The 15,608-nt window shown below is 69.1% G+C and carries 22 protein-coding genes and 1 pseudogene; 2 read left to right on the top strand and 21 right to left on the bottom strand.

What is annotated here, in order from left to right:
• Positions 1 to 67 precede the first annotated feature (67 nt).
• From RIN75_RS03645 to RIN75_RS03550, 19 genes and pseudogenes are all read right to left on the bottom strand, one after another.
• Entirely contained in the window at positions 68 to 307 is a 240-nt protein-coding gene (locus RIN75_RS03645; RefSeq protein WP_309110287.1) for a hypothetical protein, read from the bottom strand.
• Positions 308 to 637: 330 nt separating this feature from the next.
• A pseudogene (locus RIN75_RS43970) lies at positions 638 to 1,222 on the bottom strand (DNA cytosine methyltransferase); the annotation flags it as partial.
• A gap of 183 nt (positions 1,223 to 1,405) precedes the next feature.
• Complete coding sequence (locus tag RIN75_RS03630) at positions 1,406 to 1,978, bottom strand: hypothetical protein (protein WP_309110284.1); 573 nt, start codon at positions 1,976 to 1,978, stop codon at positions 1,406 to 1,408.
• Between the two features lie 25 nt (positions 1,979 to 2,003).
• Positions 2,004 to 2,186, bottom strand: a complete 183-nt coding sequence (locus tag RIN75_RS03625) for a hypothetical protein (RefSeq protein ID WP_309110283.1) — start codon at positions 2,184 to 2,186, stop codon at positions 2,004 to 2,006.
• A gap of 12 nt (positions 2,187 to 2,198) precedes the next feature.
• On the bottom strand, positions 2,199 to 2,372 hold the full coding sequence (locus RIN75_RS03620) for a hypothetical protein (RefSeq protein WP_309110282.1): 174 nt from the start codon (positions 2,370 to 2,372) through the stop codon (positions 2,199 to 2,201).
• Positions 2,373 to 2,603: 231 nt separating this feature from the next.
• Positions 2,604 to 4,859, bottom strand: coding sequence for an FtsK/SpoIIIE domain-containing protein (locus RIN75_RS03615; RefSeq protein ID WP_309110281.1), 2,256 nt, complete (start codon positions 4,857 to 4,859; stop codon positions 2,604 to 2,606).
• Positions 4,856 to 5,986: a DUF2637 domain-containing protein gene (locus tag RIN75_RS03610; RefSeq protein WP_309110280.1), complete on the bottom strand. Its 1,131-nt coding sequence runs from the start codon at positions 5,984 to 5,986 to the stop codon at positions 4,856 to 4,858. The genes RIN75_RS03615 and RIN75_RS03610 overlap by 4 nt, the downstream gene beginning before the upstream one ends.
• Entirely contained in the window at positions 5,983 to 6,306 is a 324-nt protein-coding gene (locus tag RIN75_RS03605; RefSeq protein ID WP_309110279.1) for a MazG nucleotide pyrophosphohydrolase domain-containing protein, read from the bottom strand. Before RIN75_RS03605 ends, RIN75_RS03610 begins: the two co-directional genes overlap by 4 nt.
• Positions 6,303 to 6,581 carry a hypothetical protein gene (locus tag RIN75_RS03600; protein WP_309110278.1) on the bottom strand — a complete coding sequence of 93 codons (279 nt, stop codon included), beginning with the start codon at positions 6,579 to 6,581 and terminating at the stop codon, positions 6,303 to 6,305. Before RIN75_RS03600 ends, RIN75_RS03605 begins: the two co-directional genes overlap by 4 nt.
• Positions 6,578 to 7,027: an RNase adapter RapZ gene (locus RIN75_RS03595; protein WP_309110277.1), complete on the bottom strand. Its 450-nt coding sequence runs from the start codon at positions 7,025 to 7,027 to the stop codon at positions 6,578 to 6,580. Before RIN75_RS03595 ends, RIN75_RS03600 begins: the two co-directional genes overlap by 4 nt.
• Positions 7,028 to 7,128: 101 nt before the next feature.
• Complete coding sequence (locus tag RIN75_RS03590) at positions 7,129 to 7,584, bottom strand: NUDIX hydrolase (RefSeq protein WP_309110276.1); 456 nt, start codon at positions 7,582 to 7,584, stop codon at positions 7,129 to 7,131.
• Between the two features lie 57 nt (positions 7,585 to 7,641).
• Positions 7,642 to 7,818, bottom strand: a complete 177-nt coding sequence (locus RIN75_RS03585) for a hypothetical protein (protein WP_309110275.1) — start codon at positions 7,816 to 7,818, stop codon at positions 7,642 to 7,644.
• Positions 7,819 to 7,837: 19 nt separating this feature from the next.
• Complete coding sequence (locus RIN75_RS03580) at positions 7,838 to 8,035, bottom strand: hypothetical protein (protein WP_309110274.1); 198 nt, start codon at positions 8,033 to 8,035, stop codon at positions 7,838 to 7,840.
• Positions 8,035 to 8,184 (bottom strand): hypothetical protein, encoded by a 150-nt coding sequence (locus RIN75_RS03575; protein ID WP_309110273.1) that lies wholly within the window; start codon positions 8,182 to 8,184, stop codon positions 8,035 to 8,037. Before RIN75_RS03575 ends, RIN75_RS03580 begins: the two co-directional genes overlap by 1 nt.
• Positions 8,185 to 8,197: 13 nt before the next feature.
• On the bottom strand, positions 8,198 to 8,395 hold the full coding sequence (locus RIN75_RS03570) for a hypothetical protein (protein ID WP_309110272.1): 198 nt from the start codon (positions 8,393 to 8,395) through the stop codon (positions 8,198 to 8,200).
• Positions 8,395 to 8,832: an RRQRL motif-containing zinc-binding protein gene (locus RIN75_RS03565; RefSeq protein WP_309110271.1), complete on the bottom strand. Its 438-nt coding sequence runs from the start codon at positions 8,830 to 8,832 to the stop codon at positions 8,395 to 8,397. The genes RIN75_RS03570 and RIN75_RS03565 overlap by 1 nt, the downstream gene beginning before the upstream one ends.
• The gene (locus RIN75_RS03560; RefSeq protein ID WP_309110270.1) at positions 8,832 to 9,215 is read right to left on the bottom strand and encodes a hypothetical protein; all 384 of its coding nucleotides are present in this window, start codon (positions 9,213 to 9,215) and stop codon (positions 8,832 to 8,834) included. Before RIN75_RS03560 ends, RIN75_RS03565 begins: the two co-directional genes overlap by 1 nt.
• Positions 9,215 to 9,673 (bottom strand): Pycsar system effector family protein, encoded by a 459-nt coding sequence (locus RIN75_RS03555; protein ID WP_309110269.1) that lies wholly within the window; start codon positions 9,671 to 9,673, stop codon positions 9,215 to 9,217. The genes RIN75_RS03560 and RIN75_RS03555 overlap by 1 nt, the downstream gene beginning before the upstream one ends.
• A complete protein-coding gene (locus RIN75_RS03550) occupies positions 9,673 to 9,996 on the bottom strand; it encodes a hypothetical protein (RefSeq protein ID WP_309110268.1) in 324 nt (107 codons plus the stop codon). The genes RIN75_RS03555 and RIN75_RS03550 overlap by 1 nt, the downstream gene beginning before the upstream one ends.
• Positions 9,997 to 10,731: 735 nt before the next feature.
• On the opposite strand from RIN75_RS03550, the gene RIN75_RS03545 reads away from it, so the two are divergent.
• Positions 10,732 to 11,559, top strand: a complete 828-nt coding sequence (locus RIN75_RS03545; RefSeq protein WP_309110267.1) for a GntR family transcriptional regulator — start codon at positions 10,732 to 10,734, stop codon at positions 11,557 to 11,559.
• Positions 11,556 to 12,440, top strand: coding sequence for a GNAT family N-acetyltransferase (locus RIN75_RS03540; RefSeq protein WP_309110266.1), 885 nt, complete (start codon positions 11,556 to 11,558; stop codon positions 12,438 to 12,440). Before RIN75_RS03545 ends, RIN75_RS03540 begins: the two co-directional genes overlap by 4 nt.
• Before the next feature lie 832 nt (positions 12,441 to 13,272).
• Here RIN75_RS03540 and RIN75_RS03535 read toward each other — a convergent pair.
• Together RIN75_RS03535 and RIN75_RS03530 are read right to left on the bottom strand one after the other, a co-directional pair.
• Positions 13,273 to 13,599 carry a tyrosine-type recombinase/integrase gene (locus tag RIN75_RS03535; RefSeq protein ID WP_309110265.1) on the bottom strand — a complete coding sequence of 109 codons (327 nt, stop codon included), beginning with the start codon at positions 13,597 to 13,599 and terminating at the stop codon, positions 13,273 to 13,275.
• Positions 13,600 to 14,277: 678 nt separating this feature from the next.
• Complete coding sequence (locus RIN75_RS03530) at positions 14,278 to 14,826, bottom strand: hypothetical protein (protein ID WP_309110264.1); 549 nt, start codon at positions 14,824 to 14,826, stop codon at positions 14,278 to 14,280.
• Positions 14,827 to 15,608: the final 782 nt, after the last annotated feature.

Raw genomic sequence — 15,608 nt, 5'->3', positions numbered from 1 at the left:
GCAACGTGGTGCCGGTGGACGTGGCGCGGCTTGGGCGAAGCCGTGCGGGCCGCCTGGCCGGCCGTGGTCATGCCGCCTGCGGGACGGCGTTGTGTTCGCGGTGCAGTAGTCGGCGCAGGGCCGCAGCGCCCTGTTGCGGCACGACGCCGTTGCCGAGGATGCGGAGCTGTTGGGTGCGCGACAGGCCGGGTACGGCGGTGACGTGCCCCTGGTCGAGGCCCATGAGCCATTCCACGAACACCGGGTTGAGCACCGCGTTGCCCTTGCGTCCGAGGACGCTGGGTGCGGGCGCGGGTCGCCCTAGCACGGTTTCCCAGCGGCGGACTGCGGGTTCGTAGGCTCCCCACTGGACAGCAGCGCCCCGTGCAGGCACGTCGCGTCCCCGCGCTGGTTCGGCCCCTTGCCGTCGCGTGCGGTCGGCGTCGGCAGCATCCGGACGGTGGTGCGCAGGTCCGCCGCTCCGGTCCCGTGCAGGCCGGGGCCGTTGGCGTCGGACGCGGTCGGTGTCGGCAACAACGCGCCCACCAGGGTCGGGTTCCCCCTCACGTACGTCGCGCTGGAGCGGTCCGAATCCGCCGCTGTCGGCGTGGGCAGCAACGACGAAGATCCGGAACCGTTCGTGTGGCGCGCCGACGTCGGATGCGCGTAGGCCACACCACCGCGCGTCGTACCCGAGGCCGGCCAGGTCGCCGAGTACGGCTCCGAGTGCCCGCAGAGCAGGGACGTCTGCTCGGTCTCCCAGACACCACGGGCAGGGTTCCACGTCGCTATCGGCTTCACGGCTGAGCAGTCCCCTCACGTTTTCGATGACGACCAGGCGCGGGCGCAGCGCGGCGATGGCGTCGGCCATGTGGAACCACAGTCCGGACCGGGTGCCCCGCCGCAGACCCGCGCCTGCCCCGGCGAGGCTGAGGTCTTGGCAGGGCGGCCCGCCGGCGAGCACGTCCACGCCCGGCACGGTGTCCCAGTCCACGCGGGTGATGTCCCCGAGGTTGGGCACCTCGGGTTGGTTGTGCGCCAGCACGGCGGACGCGCCCGGGTCGTTCTCACAGAACCAGGCGGGCCGGCCGCCCAGCACGGCGCGGATGGCGGCGGTCAAGCCGCCGTAGCCCTCGAACAGGCCACCGACCCTCAGCGTGCTCACGCCACCCCTCGCGCGTGCGTGGCGGCCTTGATCGCGGATAAGGGCATGGCGAAGCCTCCGTCTGTTGTGGACGGTCATGTCTGGTGGGTCCCGCGCCGGGGACGGTGTGGTGGTCACGTCCCCGACGCGGGCTGCTGTGATGTCAGCGGACCCCCGGACCCCGGGAAGAGTCCGAAGGCACTTGGGTTGGAGGTTGGCCGGCTACGCCTCTTCGCCGGTCCGGTCCTCCTGCCGCCCCGGCGCTGGGGTGCGCCGAAGTTGTCAGTCGGTGTCGGGGTCGTGCCGGATGTTCGCGGCGGTCACGTCCACGTCGTCGTCTGCGCCGTGGACGCCGCCGAAGATCAGCCCGGCCTGCACGCGCACGCGTCCGGAGCCGCCCGGGCGGGTCGTGCGCGGTGCGGGTTCGGTGGTCACGTCCCCGGCCGGGCCTGCGTCGAACACGAGCGGTCCGTGGATCACGTCGGCTTGGTAGACGGTGGCGTTGCCGCTGATGTGGCTGACGTGGTTGTTGACCACGCGCACGGTGCCCGGTCCGGATCGGTCGGTGTCGTGTGTGGACGGCCGGTTCGTGTGGACGTCCGGGCCGTTGTCCGGGGTCACGTCCCTATCCTGGTCTGGGGTGTTGTCGTTGTGGCGCATGGCGTTCCTGGCCTCCTGGTGGGCGGCGCGGGCGGTGGCGAGGCGTTGCCGTGCCCGGGTGATGGCGTCCTGGTCACCGCCGGCTTTGGCTTCGCGTAGGGCTTTGCGGGCGCGGGAGACGCGTTTGCGGGTGTTTTGGGTGGAGCGGCTGGTGTGGTTGCTGCCGTCGCAGCGGCGTCCGCCTGTTCGGCACATGTCACGTCCCTGCTGTGAGGTGCGGTTACGTGCGTTTGGCCTTGTCGTAGGCCTTGCAGGTGGTGCACCACTTCCGGTCGGTCCACCAGGTCCAGACCGTCTCGGCTTTCTCGATGCGCCGGCCGCACGCGGTCTTGGAGTGGCCGTCCCACCAACTGCGGGACACTTCGACGTGGATCAGGCCGTCGTCCTGGGCGTTCTTGGCCATGACCAGCCCTCTCTACCGGCTGGTCCGCTGGTGGACGGCTTCGCAGGTCGGGCACGGCGTGTGCCTGGACAGGGAGGGGAACCAGACCTTCTCGGCCCCTCCGTCCGGGATGGTCAGACCGCAGAGGGTCTTGAGGGTGCCGTCCCACCAACTGCGGTTGCCCAGGTGCATGATCTGCTTCGACACGGTCGCCTCCATCACTTTCTGTAGTTGATTCTGGGTGTGCGTCATCGCCTGGGGACGCGTGGCCACCCGCGCGGAAGTGGTTTCTTCCCGGTGTTTCAGCAGGTCGCGGCTACCGGGGTCCCTGGGTCCCCAAGACGGTGTTCGTGCTGGTGGAGTTTGGGGAGCGCGGCTGGGGAGGGGGTTGGGGAGCACTCCCCAGCCCGAGGCGGCCTCCCCAGCTCGCTCCCCGGGTCACTCGCCGGGCTGGTTGTCACGGACGGTGAGCGCGTCGCGGACTTCGGCGAGCCTGAGGTGCTTGCGGCCGTTGTACTTGTAGGGCTCGACGCCGTCGAGGGCGAGACCTTGGGTGAGGTCTTCGGCGGTCATGCCTTCGTAGGTGACGGCGTCCAGTTCGGCTAGGCGCTGACGTACCACTTCGGTGAGCACGCGGACTTCCTCGCCCATGACCTGTTCCACGTCGGCGAGCAGGTCGCGTGCGGGTGCCGGGGTGGTGTCGGTGGCGGTGTGCCGGGTGCGCAGGGTCTTGGCGCGGTCGGCGATGGCGGTGGCGTCCTCTCCGTCGATGAAGTGGGTCCGCACGGTGATGGCGGCCTGTTGCGGGGGCAGCGGGACGCCGTCGCCGGCGACGAGCAGGGTTCCCTTGTCCAGTCCCTGGCGCAGTTCCTGCGGTGCCGCGCCGGCGTTGACGGCCTTGTCCCCCAACGCCATGCGGGCCTCGCTCTCGGTGCCCACGACGAGGGAGGCGCGGATGTGCGCGCCCTCGCGGACGAGCTTGGGCAGGTTCTGGTCGGTGGGGTTCTGGGTGCCCTGCCACAGGGTGACGTTGACCGCCCGGCCCTGGTTGTGGATTTTGCGGGCGGCCATGAAGTAGCGGCTCTTGTTGGTCTGTCCGCCGTAGGGCCGCTTGTCCTCGCCGATGGCGGGGTTCATGAACGCCTGCTGGGCTTCGTCCACGATCAGCACCAGGGGGTGGAACCCTTGGCCGGCGCGCGCGAGGTCGCGGGTGACGCCGTTCTTGTGGGTCTCGGGGTCCACGGCGGCCAGGCGACGTTCCATCTCCTCCACGCCGGCTTCGAGCATGTGCGTCGCGGCGCAGGCGTCGGGGTCGGTCGGGCCTTCGATCAGGACCGTGGCCAGGTCGGCGAACATGTGCCAGTCGCCGATGCCCTTCAGGTCGGCGATGCGGAACTCCACCGTGGCGTCCAGGGCCAGCCACAGCGCCAGGGCGCGCAGCGCGGCGGTCTTGCCCTGGTTGGACAGGCCGGTGATCAGCAGGTGCCGTTGCAGCAGCGACAACGCCATGGCGTCGCCGCGCAGGTCCTGGCCCCACGGGGCGCGGCCGGTGTACATGTCGGCGGTCGTCGTGGGGTCGGTGACCAGCGGGGACGGGCCGATCGGTTCGTCCAGCGCGCCCGGGTCGGCGATCCACAGCCGCACCGTGCGCGCGGCCGGCGGGATGGTGATGAACAGCTCGTGTTCGTGCCGGTAGAGGTTCTCCGCCAGGCGTCGTCGCTTGCCGGTGATGTCGTGGGTGGACACCCCCGAGGGCAGGGTGACGTCCACCTCGACACCGCACCCGGCGATGCGGATCAGCCCGAGCATCCCCGCGCCGGCGTCGCCCATCGCCTTGATTTCCTTGGTCAGCTTGGACACGCCCAGGTCCCGCAGCGCGGTCACCAGGACCGACGGGGTGATCGGCACGTCCGCGCGGTCCTCCGGCCGGTGCGCGGCGACCCACGCGGGAGGGGTGGTGCGGGTGCGGCCCACATGCCACAGCCACGCCAGCGCGGCGAACGGGGCCACCGTGGTCAACGGCCCCCACACCGCGTCGATCACCGACACCACCCCGGACAGCACCGCGAACGTGGTGGCGAACGGGGTCAGGAACGCGGCCAGGTCCCCGCTGTCGACCGCCAGCACCAGGCCGGTGAGCACCAGCACACCGACCAGCGCGACCAGCACCACCAGCACGGCCTTGACCACGTGCACCGGGGCGGCCAGCCACGTCATGATCCGGCGGTGCCGTTCGGCGACGAACCGGGCCTGCCGCTCCTCCCACTCCGCCACCGCCGCGAAGTCCCCGGCGGCTTCGGCCGCGCGCATCATCCGCTGGTAGCGGGCGGTGGTGTGGGCCTCCCACACCTGGCGGCCCACCACGCCCGCGCCGGCCGGCACGTAGAGGGCGTTGCGCACCACCGCGCGCCCGGCCCGGCGGGTCCGGTCGTGGGTGGCACCGGTGCGCACCACCCGCGCGACCGTGCCCGCCGCCGCGCGCAGCCGCTCGGCCCGCTGCGCCGCCAGCCGGCGGTCCAGCGCCGCCGACTCCTCCTCGGTCAGCAACTCGCCTTCGACCACGGGCGGGGCGGGCTCGATCTGCGTCCCTGCGGCGGGCGGCGCGGGGCGCAGCGGCACGACGTTGTCGCGCACACCGGTCCCGCCGCGCGGGTCGTCGTGGTCGCGGTCGTGGTGGGGGTGGGGCGTGGTCATGCGGTCACCTCCTCACGGGGGCCGTCGTCGTCGGGGCCGTTGTCCGGGTGGGCGGGGAACAGGACGCGGTGCACGGCGGCGGCGTCCTCGGCGCGGCAGCGCAGGAACCGCTGCACCTGCTTGCGGGACGGGTCGGCGGGAAGCCGTTCGCCGTCGATCGCGGCCCGCACCCGCGCGCTGTAGCGCGTGATCTTCGGGTCGGTCGGCGCGGTGTCGGTTTCCGCTGTTCCCGCCGGCCGCGCGCCGATCTCCGCGCCCGTCCCGGGCCGGTCGTCGGCGGCGTCGGCGGTGGGGCGCGGCGCGGGCAGCGCGCCCAGGTACTCGCCGATCTCCGCCGCGATCTGCTCGGCGATGCTGTCGCCGGCACCGCCGGCGACGGGCAGCCCGGCCACGACGGCGGGCACCAGCCGCGCGCGGCCCAGCACGCGGCGGCGCAGCCGCACCACGCCGGGGGCGTGCACGAGGGTGGCGGTGCCGTCGGCGGCCAGCGCGGCGGCGGCCTGCCGCACGGCGGCGCGCCGCACCGCGACCACCCGCCGCGCGGCCAGGCGCTGGAGTCGGGCGTGGTCGCGTTCGGCCCGGGTCGGGCGGCGGCCCAGCGGGGAGGCGGTGATGAGTTGGTGGACCACGACCCCGCCCACCGACACCAGGGCCATGACCACGCCGTGGGCGACGGTCTGGCCGTGGACGTAGTTCAGGATCGCGGCCACGGCCGCGAACACCCACACGCCCAGGTGCAGCCAGCCGGTGGAGCGGCCGGCGCGCTGCGCCATCGGCACGGCGAACGCGAACGTCCACATCGCGCCCTCGGAGAACAGCGGCAGCAACACGCCGGCCGGGCCGAACACCTCCTGCCCGTAGGCGGCCATCGCCGTCCACGCCAGCACGGCCGGAACCACGATCACCGGAACGAACAGCAGTTCCAGCACGTTCGACCGCACCCAGGCCCCCGCAGCCTTGACCGCCCGGACACGGCGGTCCCGGGCGGTGTCGGCCCGCTCCTGCCGCAGCTGGACCGCCGCCGCCTGGTCGGCCCGACGCCGTTGGGCTTCGGCGTCCTTGTCCGCCCGCCGGATCGCGGCCTCGGCGGCACGGTTCGCGCGACGTTCCTCCTGCCACGTGCTCATCGGGTCCTCCAACCTCGGGCGCGGATGGTGTGGGTCTTGTCCTCGATCGCGGCGGCCAGGTCGATGCCCAGCTCGTACGCGGCGACAAACGCCGCGAGCACCACATCGGCCAGTTCGTCGCGTACTTCCTCGGCGGTGCCGGTCCGACGGGCCTGCCCGGTGAACCGGCGGTAGGCACCCACGAACTCACCGACTTCCTCGGCCAGGCACATGACCTGCCGGTCGGCCGCGCGCTCAGGGTCGAACCCGTGGGCGCGCAGGGATTCGGCGAACTCCCGCGCCACTGCGGGCAGCCCCGCCGGCATGGACACACCGGTCACCGGACGACCCCCTCACGGGTCGGTCGCAACCGGGGACCGGCGGGACGACGCGGGAAACGGTGGGGCGGGATGGAGCGGCGCAGCACCAACGCCAACGCCAGGGCGGGCAGCCCGAAGACGATCAGCGCGGCGGTGGGGCTGTCGGTCTGGGTGATCACCACCCACTGCGTCAGCCCGATCAGGCCGGCGGTGAGCAGCACCTTCCACAACACGATCAGCCCGGCGACGGCAAGCCCGGCCATCAGCAGCAGGACCGGGGCGGGAACAGCGCTCATCGCCCGCCCCCCGGGGTGTCGTCGCCGTCGCGCAGCACGCGCGGCAGGTGGACGTGCAGGTGGTCCACCCGCACGGGGATCGGGTCGCCGAAGCCGTCGGCCAGCATCAACACGGCGATGTGTTCGGCCAGCGCCACGGAGCGGTGCCGCCCGCCCGCGCAGCCGAACCCGACCGTCACGGGTTTGCCGGCCTCGTGTAGCGCCACGGCGGCGAGGAACACACCGGCCGCCAGGCTCAACGCCCCAGGGGTGGTCATGACGGCGTCGCGCACCACGGGGTGGCGGCCGTCCAGGTCGAGCAGGCCGCCGTCCCGGATGCGGGCGGGGTCGCGCAGCACCCGGCGGAGGTCCACGACGATGTCGGCGGCGGGCGGTTCGCCGTGCAGGTAGCCGAACGACACCAGGTGCACCGTCGGCGGTTGGTGGTGGGCAGCGTTGTCGGACATGCTTGGTCTCTCCTGACCCGCCCCTGGGTGGGGGCGGTGTTGGGGTGGACCGGACCGGTGGCAGTTCCTGTGGCGGGAGTGGGCCGCCGGTCCGGGCGAAGTCAGGGGCGGTAGCGGACTCCGGCCACCGCGACGGCGTCGGTGAGGATGCGGGCGTGGTCGAACGCCAGCGGCAGCGGCGAGGCGGGGTCGAACACCTCGGCCAGCGACCACCACAGGGCGGTGCGCGCGTCGTCGCCGCCCTGCGCGGGGACCGGCCGGCTCAGCACGGCGACGAACGCCACCGAGACCACACGGCCGCGCGGGTCGCGCGTCGGCGCGTCGTAGATCCCGACCTGCTCGACCCCGGCCGGGCTGTGCACGGCGGTCTCCTCGAACAACTCCCGCACCGCCGCCTGGGCGAAGGTCTCGTGCGGCTCGACGTAGCCGCCGGGCAGCGCCCACCGGCCCGCGTACGGGTCCCAGCCGCGCTCGATCAACAGCACGTGCCACACCCCGGCGGCGTCCGGGGCCAGCAACACCATGTCGGTGGCGAGGCTCGCGTTCGTGGTCTCCATGACTTCCTCGTTACCTCTCGTGATCGGAACTCGTTGTGGTCGACGGGTCGAGGTCGGCTATCCGGCTACGCGTCGGGTCCACCAGTGGTCGCAGTCGTGGCAGGAACACACGAGGAAGTCGCCCTCGCGGTAGCCCGAGTAGATCTCGTGGTTGCATTTCTTGGTGTTGGTCGCGGTGCTGGTGTCGTTCGCCGGCTTCGTGGTGGCCTGCTGGGCTTTGTTGCGTCCGAACATCACGTGCCTCCGGGCGAGGTCAGGCCGCGTGCGCGGGCCGGGCGAACCGGGTCCAGGTCTGCGGGGTCTGCCGGGTCGGCTGGCCGGGGCAGGCCGTGCGGAAGGTGCCGCAGTGCACGCGGACCGGGCGGCCGTCGCCCATCACGGCGAGCACGGTGGTCAGGCCGCAGCCCTTCTTGCAGGCGTGGGCGGTGCCGTCCGGGTCGGGGATCAACATCACGCGTCTCCCTTTAGGTCGTCGATGGTCAGGTGTCGGGGCACGGCGTGGCCGTCCTGGTCGATCGGCCCGGTGTGGCCGGTGGCGCGCAGGTCGAAGAACCGCTTGTCCGCCGGGGTTTCCGGCTCGCCGTCCCAGCGGCGGGTCACGGTCGCCGGCGCATCACGCCGATCCCGGCAACGGGCGCAGCGACAGCGCCAGCACGGCGTGCACGTGGGCTGCGGCCAGACGGTTCGCGGTGTCGTCGTGCTCCGCGAGCGTGAGCAGCCGCCGCGCCTCGTCGCGGTGCGCTTCGGCGCTCCACCGGGGCCTTGACACACTCTCGTCGAACGGGGTGATGGGGTGGATGTAGTGGCTCATCACGCGGCCTGCCTTTCGTTCTCGGTGGTCTCGTTGGCGACGACGCAGTCGAAGCACGCGCCCAACGTGGGCGGGATGACGTAGAAGCGGTCACGGCCGCACTGCGGGCAGATCCGCCGCGCCAGGTTGGCCTTCGCCAGCGCGGTCCACCTGGCCCGGGTCATCGGGCGGACCGGCGCGGCCTTGTCGATCAGGTAGAGGCTGGCGAAGTTGGCCTTGCCGGACCTTCTGTGCCGCACATAGAGCACCGCGACCGGGTCCTGACCGTTGGGGCGCAACCCCATCTCCCGCAGCTGCCGGCGGGTGGCCAACCTGGTGCGGGGCGCGCATCCGTAGGACAGCAGCGGTAACCCGTCGTGGACACCTCGGGTGAACTGCGGGCCGTCCGCCCACGGCACGGACGGAGTCAGCACCCACGGGAAGGTCTTGCCCGCCATCACGACCACAACCCGTCCGCGAACTCGCGCAACACGTCCGCCGGCAGCGGCCTGTTGTGCGCCACCGGGTTCAGGCCGGCTGCGGTCACCAGGCCGCGCACCACCGTCCACACGGTCAGCTCCCGGCCGCCCGCGACCCCGGTCACGTAGACGAACGCCTCGTCCCTGATCACCGAGTAGACGAACTCCGGCGTGCTCAGCGAGTCGGCCCACTTCAACAACTCGACCGCGTCCAACTCGCCGGGCACCCACTCCAACTGCAGGTGGCCACCCGCGCCCAGGTGGACCGGGTACAGGTCCGGGTTGCGGGTCAGGTGCAGCGCCAACACCGCGAACATCTCCGCCTGCCGAATCGCGGGCGTCCTCGTCTTGGTCCTGGTCATCACGCCACCGCCATCACGGTCAGGGCGACAGCCACCAGCAGCAGCGCCACCACGATCAGGTCCACTGCGGTGCGCACCCGCACGTACTTGCTGCGCACGATCTGCGCCAGGCGCACCGTGTACGTCGCCATCGCCACGTCGCCGGGCCGCTCCTGCAACGCTTCCAGCAGCGCGGAGGGCCGGTCGGCGAACCGTGCCGCGAACGGGAAACCGTTGTCGTCCCTGGGGGTGAACTGCGGGCGCACCACCGACAGCAGCGCGAGCACCGCCGCCAACGTGCACGCTCCCGCCAACGCCAACAGCACCTGCGCCACCAGCGGCATGGGCCGCGCCGCCAGCGCCACCACACCGACCACCGCGCCGCCGAACAGCGGTAGCAACCCGGTCGCCTTGCCGTTCGCCTGGCCGATCTGCGCCGCCACGTCCGCGAACGCGGACTCCACCGACTGCGGCCCCATCACGCGGCCTCGGTTCCGGCCTGGACCGGCGCGCCGGTCGTGAACCCGTTGTGCACGGCCAGCACCCGCACCGTGGTGCCCAGGGCGCGCTGCGCGATGCGGAGGTCACGGGCGGCGCGGGCGCTGCCGTCGAGCAGGGCGGTCGTGCGCACCGGCTGCGCCTGGCGGATCTCGGCCAGTTCGGCGGCCAGCTTCGGGTGGCTGATCAGGTGGTGGAACTCGGCGTCCAGGGTGGTCAGCACCCCGGACGCGTCGATCGCGGCGATGTCGTCGGCGGTCGGCTCGGAGTCGGTGCCGGCCGCCGTGAAGTCGTAGCTCTGCATCGGTCGAAGCTCCTTGCGTCGGAATCAGATGAGGAACCAGGTGATGCCGTTGGTTCCCGAACCCCCGCATCCCGCCGACGATCAGCGAGTGGACCCGCCCCGGGTCGGCGGGTGTGATGCGGGGGAACGGCATCCAACGGATGCGTCTCATGTGACTGCTCCCCGGTGCCGGGCGAGATCCGCACACCGGAGAGCCAGCCGCAATCGCGGCTGACAGCGGCCAGGCCCCCTCAGCCCTTCAGACAGGGCAGGCAGGCGGACCGCTCGAACACTGTGGAGATGTCAAAGAACGACTGCGCTACGTCCACGGCGGAAAGGCGCACGGGTTGCGGACGTCCCGGCGGCTTTCCCAGCCGGGACCATGCACACGCAGCGATCAGGGCAACGTCTCCCACGGCAACGCACGGCAAGAACCACGTGCGGCGGGAAGGGCTTAATCACCTTCTGGGATCCGCCCGAACCATGTCGGGTGATCTCCCTCCAGTGTGGACAGACCTAGCGGACCGGCTCTCACCGCGCCGCCGTACGGCCCACCCCCTTCGTCAGCCCATGCCCAGTCGCTGAATCCAGGAACGTATGCAGTTCTCAAAGATCGGAAGCGGAACGGGGCTGGTGGCTTGGCGACCTCTTCGCCCTTGGTTCGCTTGGTACGTACCATAGGCACCATCGAGACGCGGGCGCAAGCACTTGGTACGCTCCAAACTGACCAAACCGGCCACACCGGGAGGCGCAAAGGTGGACAGCAGGGCGCGTTGGCAGGTCGTCTACGACGATCTGCGCGAGGCCATTGAGCAGGGCAAATACGCCCCGGGAGATCAGCTGCCCCCGGAACGGGAACTGGTCGAGAGGTACGGCGTAGCCAGATCAACAATCCGGAACGCATTCACCCGGTTGGAGCAGGCCGGGCTGGTGTCGGCTGGGGCAGGAAGCGTCGGCCGCACCGTCCGTAGCTCCTTGGAGATCAGCTTCAACGCCACCAAGTTCGAGGTGGGCGAGTACCAGGACGACGTGGTTCGCGGCGTGGACCAGTGGGCGAACGACGTCGAACATCAGGGCTGGGAAGCGCGTCAGCAGGTCACCGTCACGCAGCGAGCGGCACCCGCACAGGTCGCCAAGTGGCTCGACGTCGAATCAAAAACGCGGCTCTACCGTCGGCGGCGCATCCGTTCGGTCCGCCGCCCCGGCGCGATTGAGTGGACTCCCGCGATGATTGCTGACTCGTGGTTCCCTGAAGACATCGCAACACGACAGGTGAACGGCGTCGCTCCGTTGCTTGAAGAGCGCGACATCACCATGCCGGGAGGCATTATCGCCTCGCTCGGCATCCGACAGGTGAAGTTCATTGATGAACTGCGTTCACGGATGCCAAGGGATGAAGAAGCAGAGTTGCTGCTCCTGCCCAAGGGGACTCCGGTAGGTGAGCACGCCCGCATCGGCATTGACGACCAGGGTAGGCGTGTTCGAGTCCTTGTCAGCGTGTTTGCGGGAGATCGTCAGTTCGTTCGCTACGAACTTGCCGTGAACCAATCCGCTCTCAGCGGGAATCGCGGGGAAAGCTCTTGAAGCTGTCGATCGATGTTGCACAGCCGGACGAACTGCCGACGGTTCTGGAGATCCTTGACGATGCCGCAGGTTGGCTAAAGGGGCGCGGCATCGACCAGTGGCCCGCCTCGTTCACAAGCGACGCAACGTGGCGAACCGACAGGATTCGGTCGTATATCGAACACGGTATGACGTTCCTTGCACGTGACGAGACTGGTGAGGCCGTCGCGACAGTCACGCTCTCGAAAGCCGCCGATCCTCAGTTCGCGCACGGTTGGCCGGACGGTTCCGAGACAGGCGGCTATGTCTTCCGCATGGCAGTCAGGCGACGCGCGGCCGGGCACGACATCGGTGGCGCGTTGCTCGATTGGGCGGCGGAGCGAGTTGCGGCTTGGGGGAAGAAGTGGCTACGCCTGGATGTCCACCGGCACAACCAATCGTTGCAGGACTACTACAAACGACATGGGTTCATCAAGGTGGCTGAGGTCACCGCCGAAGATCTAACGGTCCCGGGTCGAATTCGCGGTTCAGGGGCACTGATGCAACGCGCAGTTGGATTGGGGGAGCACGTGAATCGGTACGATCCCGACGGCTTGGCAGCAGCATGGATCGAAGCGGCCAACTTTGTGGCCAACATCCGCGAAACTGAACCGGCAAGTTGTGACGATCCTTGGAACTCGGCCCTTGAGATCGCGGCGAACGCCCTGGAGAAGCGTTCGTCACCGATTGCGTCTGACGCCGCACAGGTGCTACGCGAATTGAAGCGAGAAGACGGCAACAAAACGCTTATCGACCCTTGGGATGTCGCACTGCAACAAGCATCGCGAGCGCTTGAAGTCAAAGCGTCGCAGATTAAGCAGGCGAATGGGATGTACTACCGGACACTAACAGGTATGGACTAAAACGAGAAAGGGGGCACCGCTTAGTCGCGGTGCCCCCTTTTCGCTGCCCTCGTGAACCTACTCGTTGCTCTGCTGTTCGATAAGACGGATTTGGCAGGCCTGGCGCAGGCGGGCAACCAGGGCAGGACGGCCCTACTACCCCGCACGGGGTAGTAGGGGGCTTGTGGCCTCCCGTGCGCGGGTTTGGCGGGTTTGGGTGCGGGTTTCAAACCCGCCGTGTCATCCAAACCCGCACCCAAACCCGCGCCGTGTTTGTGCAGGTCAACAGCCCTTGCTCCAGCATCTTGCGGGTTTGCGGGTTTGTTCTCTAATCCTGAGAGGGGGGAGTAGGAGCAGTACAGCCACGCAACGAGCCACCCGGAGGGCGGGGAGAACCCGCCTGGGGGCGCGTAGGCGTGGTGGCAGGGCCTGGGACTGGCGCGGCTGGCCCCGGCGGACGGCGCGGCACAGCGGCTCTCGTTGGCCGCTCAGAAGCCTGTAGAGCGCTCGAACGTGGCTGGCTGCGGCTGCCATGACCTCATCCTGGACACGACCGCCAGGCTCCGAGGGCAGGCGACGTGGCGAACGTTCATCCCCCGCGAGTAGGGGTGTGGCCCTGGGGAGAAATCTGGGAGAAGCAGTGGCGATGGAGTGCTCCGGATGCCGACATGGACCAACAGCCACCAACGTCCCTACCAGGGCTTTTAGGTGTGCACCCAGGTCGGCGCGGGTGCCGTACCTAGTTCGGGACGAAGAGGTCGCAGGTTCAAATCCTGTCACCCCGACCAGCTCAGGGCCGGTATGTCTTAAGACATACCGGCCCTGACTCGTTCCTGCGTGACTAACTGCGTGACTACGGTTCCGCGACCACCGGGAAGATCTGATCCATGATGATCGCCCCGTCCTGGATCACGGGCCGGATCTGGTGGCGGTAGACCTCCTCAGTGACTGAAGTTCCGCTGTGCCCGACCAGCCGCGAAATCTGCTCGATGGTCATCCCCTTGTTCGAAAGCAGGGACGCGAAGCTGTGACGTAGCTCATGCGGCGTCCACTCGGCGGCGTTCAGTCCCGCCGCCTTGAGGACCGAGGGCGGTCTGGCGGGTTTGGATGCGGGTTTCAAAGCCGCCACATCTGCCAAACCCACACCCAAACCCGCGCGGTGTTTGCCCAGGTCAGCCACCCTTGTGCCTGGTCCCTGCGGGTTTGCGGGTTTGTTTTCCATCCCCGAGAGAGGGAGGAGGTAGGAGAGGTAGCGCAGCGGGCGACTGCGCGACAACGGCCGCGATCACGGATACACACCCGGACGGACGCCAACGGCCTCACCTACCCGTTGTAGTGCCGGTCAGTGGGGATGCCAGAGTGCGGTCCGGCTGCAAAGTGAATGAGACCCAGGCCACTGGCCGCTATAGTCCCAGGTCAAGAAGTGTCTTCCCCGCACACGCAGGGGTGGCCCGCGGACGCGCTTGCCGAGGTGCAGCGCGTCCCCGTCTTCCCCGCACACGCAGGGGTGGCCCCTGCTTGCCGTGGTCGGGGTGCTCGAACCACACGTCTTCCCCCCGCACACGCGTGGGTGGTCCGGTCTGGAGTGTGCAAGAGTCGGGCGAACGGGGCGACAGAGTGGCTGTCGTTGGCCGCTCAGAAGCCTGTGGAGCGCCTGATTTGAGCGAGTCAGGGTCGCGGACGACGGGAAGCCGGTACGTGACGGTTGGGCGCTCACCTCGTCAGCGCGTGACCAACTGCGTGACAACGGCCCCGTTCGCGGGCATACGTACCCGGACGTCAACGGACGTCATCTGGTATCTGAGCTGCACAAACACGCATGGCCAGAGATCCGGATTTTTGCTTCGGCCTGGAACGGCTACGGGTGCACCTTGAGAACACGGACGGAGGTGCGGCCGTGCGGGTTGGAGAAGATCCAGGCCGCCGTCGTATTCCCGCTGGGCTGCCTGACGAATCGCATCGCCTGCAGCACGATCGTGGTCGGTACGCCGTCCACCGTGATTCGCTCACTAATCGGAATCGTGTCGTTGGCGCCCACCGGGAGATCGGCTGGGTCGCGGTCGATGACATGCACCACCATGCGTTCGCTACCGCCCACCACGCTGCTCGTTGTCTCATTCCAGAGTCGGACGACGATGAGCGCGTCGAACGGTGTCCTCCCGGAGATCGCGCCGCGCACATTGTAGTCGAGATCGTATATACCGGGCTGAGTAAACCGGACCCTGAGTTGGGAGTCCGCGTATTGATTTACCGGGACCGACTGTAGGTCGAGGTTCTCTTGCAAATAGAAGATGCCCGTCGACTCGAAATCTCGGGTTGCGGGTTCGTCCTGCGCGATGGCCGGGCCGGCGTTGGTGAGCAGCGCAACGGCGGCAACGGCGGCAACGAGAACACGTAGGGCTCGCACGGAATCCTCCTGACATGTATCAGAGCGACGCTCGAATATCTTTCGATCGCCCGGAGAGAAATTTGGACACGAGGTAGTGTCCAGCAGCGACGTCTCCGCTGCCAGGCTCAACCAACTAGTTCCCACACACGTGTGGATGGGTGAGATCAGTTGAGCGAAGCGTGACCGGAATCCACGTCACAGTAAGCCGTATAACTCGTCCGCCCTGTCACTAGTGATCCGTAAAGTACGCACAGTCACCCGCCCGGCGATGACGGCGTCGCGCTAGTCGTCAATTTAGATGAGAAAGGTTGTGTTTATGGTGCCGGTTGTGGTTGCCCGATGGGCTGGTTGATCCAGGCCATCTTGGGCAGTCGGGGTGGTTGGGGCGGCGCGCGAAGCGTTGCGGGTGTCGGACATGGGCGCGGTCGAGGGTGGCTTGGCGTCGGTCGCGGATCTGTTCTGCGGTTCCGAAGTGGACGGATGCGGGGTGTGCATGCCGATGCCGGAGTGTCGGTGTTCGTGGTTGTAGGCAAGGAAGAACTCTTCAGTGAACCATCCGTTCGCAACGGTCACCCGTTCGTGGCGCAAGGTCGGAGGGCCAGGAGCGGTGCGGTCCGGAGGCGTCAGGTCCTGCTGAACTTTGGCCGTATTTGGCCCGGACACCCGTAGGCGGCCGGACTCCACCTGACACGGCCGGATAGACGAGTAAGGCCCTTGACCGCGTTCGCGCTGGTCAAGAGCCTTTCGCGCTGTGAACGGGTGGTGCCCCCCGGCGGCCGGCTGGTCGTTGTCACCGGATA

The sequence above is a fragment of the Saccharothrix sp. genome (genome assembly GCF_031180885.1).
Lineage (GTDB): Bacteria > Actinomycetota > Actinomycetes > Mycobacteriales > Pseudonocardiaceae > Actinosynnema.
This window is presented reverse-complemented; position numbering and strand designations above follow the sequence as displayed.

What these genes read in the sequence shown, in the direction of transcription:
- RIN75_RS03630 (WP_309110284.1), bottom strand. Translation starts at nt 1,978, where the DNA reads ATGTGCCGAACAGGCGGACGCCGCTGCGACGGCAGCAACCACACCAGC.
- RIN75_RS03625 (WP_309110283.1), bottom strand. Translation starts at nt 2,186, where the DNA reads ATGGCCAAGAACGCCCAGGACGACGGCCTGATCCACGTCGAAGTGTCC.
- RIN75_RS03615 (WP_309110281.1), bottom strand. Translation starts at nt 4,859, where the DNA reads ATGACCACGCCCCACCCCCACCACGACCGCGACCACGACGACCCGCGC.
- RIN75_RS03610 (WP_309110280.1), bottom strand. Translation starts at nt 5,986, where the DNA reads ATGAGCACGTGGCAGGAGGAACGTCGCGCGAACCGTGCCGCCGAGGCC.
- RIN75_RS03600 (WP_309110278.1), bottom strand. Translation starts at nt 6,581, where the DNA reads ATGAGCGCTGTTCCCGCCCCGGTCCTGCTGCTGATGGCCGGGCTTGCC.
- RIN75_RS03595 (WP_309110277.1), bottom strand. Translation starts at nt 7,027, where the DNA reads ATGTCCGACAACGCTGCCCACCACCAACCGCCGACGGTGCACCTGGTG.
- RIN75_RS03590 (WP_309110276.1), bottom strand. Translation starts at nt 7,584, where the DNA reads ATGGAGACCACGAACGCGAGCCTCGCCACCGACATGGTGTTGCTGGCC.
- RIN75_RS03585 (WP_309110275.1), bottom strand. Translation starts at nt 7,818, where the DNA reads ATGTTCGGACGCAACAAAGCCCAGCAGGCCACCACGAAGCCGGCGAAC.
- RIN75_RS03580 (WP_309110274.1), bottom strand. Translation starts at nt 8,035, where the DNA reads ATGTTGATCCCCGACCCGGACGGCACCGCCCACGCCTGCAAGAAGGGC.
- RIN75_RS03570 (WP_309110272.1), bottom strand. Translation starts at nt 8,395, where the DNA reads ATGAGCCACTACATCCACCCCATCACCCCGTTCGACGAGAGTGTGTCA.
- RIN75_RS03565 (WP_309110271.1), bottom strand. Translation starts at nt 8,832, where the DNA reads ATGGCGGGCAAGACCTTCCCGTGGGTGCTGACTCCGTCCGTGCCGTGG.
- RIN75_RS03560 (WP_309110270.1), bottom strand. Translation starts at nt 9,215, where the DNA reads ATGACCAGGACCAAGACGAGGACGCCCGCGATTCGGCAGGCGGAGATG.
- RIN75_RS03555 (WP_309110269.1), bottom strand. Translation starts at nt 9,673, where the DNA reads ATGGGGCCGCAGTCGGTGGAGTCCGCGTTCGCGGACGTGGCGGCGCAG.
- RIN75_RS03550 (WP_309110268.1), bottom strand. Translation starts at nt 9,996, where the DNA reads ATGCAGAGCTACGACTTCACGGCGGCCGGCACCGACTCCGAGCCGACC.